This window comes from Bacteroides sp. CAG:189, from assembly GCF_000432295.1.
GTDB lineage: Bacteria > Bacteroidota > Bacteroidia > Bacteroidales > Bacteroidaceae > Bacteroides > Bacteroides salyersiae.
Map to the genome: position 1 here is coordinate 21,526 of NZ_HF990965.1, position 6,373 is coordinate 27,898.

Here is a 6,373-nt window from a genome sequence, read left to right on the forward strand (position 1 = left end):
CAAAATTGCCATTTCCGGCTACGGAAAAACAGCCGATCTTTGCAACATAAAATTTAACCCATAAAAAAGATTAAGATGAGGACAAGATTGAATTCGTTGTTTATTGCATTTCTGAATGTAGCGGCATCTACACAAAAATTAGGTATCAACCTGATCCGTGTAGCTATATTAGTGATATTCGTTTGGATCGGTGGTCTGAAATTCTGGAACTATGAAGCCGAAGGCATTGTTCCGTTTGTTGCGAACAGCCCTTTCATGAGTTTCTTCTATACAAAGAGTGCTCCCGAGTATAAAGAGTACAAACTGAAAGAGGGGGAATTCAATGAAGCGAAACACAAATGGCACGAGGAAAACAACACGTATGGCTTTTCACGCGGGTTGGGAATCTTAATTATGGGTATCGGCATACTGACATTTTTAGGGATATTCTCTTCCAAAATAGGACTGGCAGGTGCAGGATTGGCTATCATCATGACATTAGGGACACTTTCGTTTCTGGTCACCACACCGGAAGTCTGGGTGCCGGACTTGGGCAGCGGAGAACATGGTTTTCCCCTGTTGACCGGAGCGGGAAGACTGGTTATCAAAGACACGGCCATACTGGCAGGAGCCATCGTAGTACTGTCCGATTCGGCAAAAAAGGTCTTGGCACAATTAAAAAAATAACTTTTCAGCATAATTAAAAAAACAAAGTCATGAAACAGTTTGATGCAATTATCATAGGTTTTGGCAAAGGGGGGAAAACCTTAGCAGCAGAGTTGGCAAAACGCGAACAGAAAGTCGCAGTAATCGAACGTTCGGACAAGATGTACGGAGGTACGTGTATCAACATCGGCTGCATTCCGACCAAGACACTGGTTCATCTGTCCAAACTGACTCCTGCCGGTAGTTCTTTCGAAGAAAAAAGAGAATATTACCGGCAGGCAATTGCCCGGAAGGAGGAAGTTACTTCGATGTTACGGAAGAAAAACTATCATAATCTGGCTGATAACCCTTATATCACGGTATATACGGGAACCGGTTCCTTTGAAGACAAAGAGGTGGTAAAAATAACAACCGGCAGTGAGGTTCTCCGGATCAAAGCTCCGCAAATTTTTATCAACACCGGATCGGAGACAGTGATTCCGCCAATCGAAGGGATCAAAGACAATCCCTCGGTATACACCAGTACTTCTATTATGGAAATGAAAGAACTTCCCGAAAGACTGGTAATTGTGGGCGGCGGTTATATCGGTCTGGAATTTGCATCGATGTATGCTTCGTTCGGCGCCAAAGTAACCGTACTGGAAAGCTATCCGCAGTTCATCTCACGAGAGGACAGGGATATAGCCGACAGCGTAAAAGAGACCTTGGAAAAGAAAGGCATATCATTCATCCTGAATGCAAAAGTACAGGAGATAAAAGGCAATACGGTCGTTTACCGGAATGCGGAAAACGGAGAAACTCACGTACTGGATGCAGATGCCATCTTATTGGCAACCGGACGTCGCCCCAACACCCGGGAGCTTCGTCTGGAAGCGGCCGGCGTAGAAGTCAACGAACGCGGAGCAATTATAGTAGACGAGTTCCTGAAAACAACGAACCCTCAGATCCGTGCCATCGGTGACGTGAAAGGTGGTTTACAATTCACCTATATCTCTTTGGACGACTACCGTATCATTCGCGAAGATTTGTTCGGAAAGCAGCAGCGCACCCTGAATGATCGTGATCCGGTGAGCTATTCCGTATTTATCGACCCGCCGCTATCACGCATCGGCATGAGTGAAGAAGAAGCCCGGAAAACCGGCCGGAATTTTAAAGTAAACAAACTGCCCGTAACGGCCATCCCCCGTGCAAAAACATTGGGAGAGACCGACGGCCTGTTCAAAGTAATCATAGATACGGATACCAACCGGATTTTAGGATGTACCCTGTTCGGCCCCGAATCGAGCGAAATAATCAATCTGGTAGCTTTCGCTATGAAAACCGGACAAGAATATACGTTCTTACGGGATTTTATCTTCACACATCCCAGTATGAGCGAATCTTTAAATGATTTAATGAATATATAGGAATACCTCACCGGAGAAAGCAAAAAAGAGCGAAAACATCATCCGTATCCCTGTCAAAACTTATACTTTTGCAACGTTTTTACAGTTATATAAGATCATGCAGTTTCAATCAATAAACAAAACAAAAGGTATCCTGTACGCGGCAGTCTCCTCTTCCACGTTCGGACTGGCGCCTTTCTTTTCCGTGATGCTTCTCAACATCGGTTTCTCTTCCTTCGAGGTGTTGAGTTATCGTTGGGGAATAGCATCTCTCACACTGATACTTTTCGGCTGGCTGTCCGGGTGTAACTTCCGATTGAATAAAAAAGATTTCGGAACCGTCTTTCTATTAAGTCTGTTTCGGGCAGCTACTTCCCTGAGCCTTTTGATCGCTTATCAAAACATAGCCAGCGGAGTAGCTTCCATCATTCACTTCATGTACCCATTGGCCGTGGCCATGAGCATGATCCTCTTTTTCCATGAAAAGAGATCGGCATGGATCATTACCGCCATATCGATGTCGATCGTCGGCGCCATACTCCTTTCATCGGGAAACATCGGTCATGGCAACGGTAGCACTACGCTCGGTATCATATCCGCCTGTATATCCGTATTCTCTTACGGCGGATACATTATCGGAGTAAGAAAAAGCCGTGCAGTACAGATCGAATCGACTGTGCTGACTTGTTATGTAATGGGATTAGGAGCGCTTCTCTTCATCATTTGCGGCTGTTTCACCAGTGGCATCCGGCCGGTAACAGAAGGTGTTACCTGGCTGTACATCTTAGGATTAGCATTACCGGCTACAGCCATTTCAAACATCACACTGGTCAAGGCAATCAAGCACATCGGCCCTACCTTCACCTCCATATTCGGGGCAATGGAACCTCTGACGGCAGTCATCATCGGCATAGTAGCCTTTAAAGAATCATTCACCGTAGCAAGCGCCATCGGAATCATGCTGATCGTTACGGCAGTCACCATTGTTGTGTGCAAAAAAAAATAATGTGCCAATTAATAATGTGCCAATTGGACAATGTGCCAATATGCCAATTAAAGAATGTATTAATTGAAGAATGTATTAATATATCAATGTGATAATTGAAGAATGCAGTAATTGAAAAAAGGTGTAATATCCCAATAAAAGTGGAGAATATGTAATTGTTTTGCAATATATTCCTTACCCTACAGCGCAGCCAATTGGCACATTGGCATATTGGCACATTGACAAATTATTATCCTCCTCCTGAAAACAAATCCGTAGCGGTAAGTGTTGATACCCGAAATAAATAATAAAACCTATACCAAAACGGAAATGAGAACAATGAAATTGATTTTAGCAGTAGGGTTTCTGCTCGCTTTTGCCACAGGGGTAAATGCCCAAAAGCAAAAAAACCAGACCTATCTACCCAAAATTGCCATCAAAACCAATGCCCTCTATTGGGCCACAAGTACTCCGAATCTGGGACTTGAAATAGGATTGGCTAAAAAATTAACCCTCGACATTTCGGGAAACTACAACCCCTGGAAGTTTTCGGATAACAAGCAATTGAAACACTGGCTCGTACAGCCCGAACTGCGTTACTGGCTCTGCGAACGGTTCAATGGCAGCTTCTTCGGCTTGCACGGACACTATGCCGATGCAGACATCAGCAACCTAAATATGTTCGGTTTGGGACACGACCGGTATGACGGTAAAATCTACGGTGCCGGTATCTCTTACGGTTATCAGTGGATATTGAAAAAACGTTGGAGCATGGAAGCTACCATCGGCGTGGGATATGCCTACATCAAATATGACAAATACGAACCGGGAGACGACGGCCGCAAGATCGACCATAATACCAAAGACTACTTCGGACCTACCAAAATAGGCCTTAGCTTCATTTATACTTTCAAATAAACAACCAACCCATAAACCAATTATAACAATGAAAAGAAAAGTTATCTATATTCTGCTGGCCCTTGTCATCGCGTTTCCTGCCAGTGCCCAGAAACTTTATAATGATGCCATCAGCCTGTCGGGCGTATCGCTATGGCAACAGGGCAATTCTCTATACATAGACATGACGATCGACATGAAGAATCTGGTAGTCAGCCCCCAACGCTCACTGACTCTTACACCGCTATTGACAGACGGACAACACAATGTCCCTCTGCAAGACATCATCATTAACGGCCGCCGCCGTCAGAAAGCTTACGTTCGCGGTTTAGCCATCGAACGCGAAGCTCCTACGGCCATCGTCATCCCCTACGATAAAAGAGAAGTACTGAACTATACCCAAGTCATCCCCTACCAGCCGTGGATGGAGAATGCCTCGCTCAATCTTGTCGAGAATCTTTGCGGTTGCGGCAATAATGAAGAGATGATTGCCCAGGAACTGATCACCAACAGCGTGTCTACCGAAGCCAAACGACTGGCAGCCATGTCACCGATCGTAGCTTACATCCAACCACCGGTAGAAATAGTAAAAGAGCGTAGCGAACAGTACGAAGCCCATCTGGACTTCCCTGTAAGCAAATCGGTGATACTGACCGACTTTATGAATAATCACCAAGAACTGATGAACATACGTTCTATGTTCGGCAAGGTTCAGAATGACCGGAACCTCACCATCACCGGCATCAGCATCGAAGGATTTGCTTCGCCCGAAGGCCCGTTGAAATTCAACGAACAGCTTTCGCAAAAACGTGCCGAAGCGCTGAAAGCCTATCTCACCGCCAATGAAAAAGTACCGGCCAATCTCTACAAAGTATCTTTTGGAGGCGAAAACTGGGACGGATTGATAAAGGCTTTGGAAACCTCTTCCATGAAAGATAAAGAGACCTTCATCCACATCATCAAAAATACCGGTGATGATGCCCTCCGCAAAAAAGAGATCATGCACGTAGGTGGCGGAGCTCCTTATCGCACTATGCTGAAAGAGATTTATCCGGGATTGCGCAAAGTGAACTGCAAGATAGATTATACGGTAGTCAACTTCGATGTGGAACAAGGCCGTATTGTCATCAAAACCAATCCGAAGTATCTGAGCCTGAACGAAATGTACCAGGTAGCCAACAGCTATCCGAAAGGCAGTGACGATTTTGTAAACGTATTCGATGTTGCCGTACGTATATACCCCGACGATGAAGTAGCCAACTTGAACGCCGCCGCTGTGGCACTGACCAAGAAGGATCTGAAAACGGCCGTGAAATTTATGGAAAAGGCCAACAAGCAGACAGCCGAATACATCAACAACAGCGGAGTGTATGATTTCCTCAACGGCAACATCAACCAATCCATCGCCGCCTTCACACAGGCTGCCCATATGGGTAATGATGCCGCAAAAGCAAACTTAAAGCAATTACAGAAAATACTGGATTCCAAAAAGCCATCCGGTAAATAGCAGGAAGAACCCTTCTATTCATATAGATATATACAGCAAAGAGCCGGACGGGATTCATGATGAAACCTGATCCGGCTCTTCTCATACCTTTTATACCTCTGATATAAATATTTCTGTACTTTTTGAAATAAAATCATAAAAAACGACCGGCCGGACAGTCAAAACACCTGTTAGTTTTGTTATACATACATAACTTAAACTGACGATTATGACACTGATTCTTGCTATTGTTCCGGTTCTGCTTCTTATTGTATTGATGGCTTTTTTTAAGATGCCGGGCGACAGAAGCAGTGTCATCTCTCTCATCGTGACCATGCTAATCGCCCTTTTCGGCTTTCATTTTGCAATAGACGATCTCGCCTGCTCCTTCCTGTACGGAGCGTTGAAAGCGGTTTCTCCTATTCTGATTATCATCGTGATGGCTATTTTCAGCTATAACGTATTATTGAAAACCCGGAAAATGGAAATAATCAAGCAGCAATTCACCTCCATCTCCACAGACAAGAGCATTCAAGTGTTACTGTTGACTTGGGGCTTCGGTGGATTGCTGGAAGCAATGGCCGGTTTCGGGACAGCCGTAGCTATCCCTGCCGCCATCCTGATCAGTCTCGGATTCAAGCCCGTGTTCTCCGCAGTAGTGAGCCTGATAGCCAACAGCGTTGCTACGGCATTCGGTGCTATCGGTACCCCTGTGCTCGTATTGGCCAAAGAAACCAGCCTCGATGTGCAGAACCTGAGTACCAATGTCGTATTACAGCTATCCGTGCTCATGTTCCTCATCCCATTGGTTTTGCTGTTCCTCACCGATCCGAAGTTGAAATCACTTCCGAAGAATTTATTCTTAGCACTATTGGTAGGAGGCGTCTCCCTGACCAGCCAGTACATGGCCGCACGCTACATGGGTGCCGAATCACCGGCCATTATCGGAAGTATTCTTTCGATCATCGTGATCGT

6 protein-coding genes are annotated in these 6,373 nt (G+C 45.2%); all 6 read left to right on the top strand.

From position 1 onward, the window contains the following. Positions 1-75: 75 nt before the first annotated feature. Positions 76-666, top strand: a complete 591-nt coding sequence (locus tag QVP90_RS00300; RefSeq protein ID WP_005930842.1) for a DUF417 family protein — start codon at positions 76-78, stop codon at positions 664-666. 29 nt (positions 667-695) lie between these two features. Continuing rightward, positions 696-2,051 (top strand): FAD-dependent oxidoreductase, encoded by a 1,356-nt coding sequence (locus QVP90_RS00305; RefSeq protein ID WP_021935368.1) that lies wholly within the window; start codon positions 696-698, stop codon positions 2,049-2,051. Between the two features lie 112 nt (positions 2,052-2,163). Continuing rightward, complete coding sequence (locus tag QVP90_RS00310; protein ID WP_264381110.1) at positions 2,164-3,036, top strand: DMT family transporter; 873 nt, start codon at positions 2,164-2,166, stop codon at positions 3,034-3,036. A 309-nt stretch (positions 3,037-3,345) separates the two neighbouring features. Then, a complete protein-coding gene (locus QVP90_RS00315; protein ID WP_264380961.1) occupies positions 3,346-3,933 on the top strand; it encodes a DUF3575 domain-containing protein in 588 nt (195 codons plus the stop codon). Between the two features lie 28 nt (positions 3,934-3,961). Then, the gene (locus QVP90_RS00320) at positions 3,962-5,419 is read left to right on the top strand and encodes a DUF3868 domain-containing protein (RefSeq protein ID WP_021935371.1); all 1,458 of its coding nucleotides are present in this window, start codon (positions 3,962-3,964) and stop codon (positions 5,417-5,419) included. A gap of 208 nt (positions 5,420-5,627) precedes the next feature. Further along, the coding region (locus tag QVP90_RS00325; protein ID WP_288203567.1) for an L-lactate permease at positions 5,628-6,373 on the top strand (746 nt) is incomplete at its 3' end.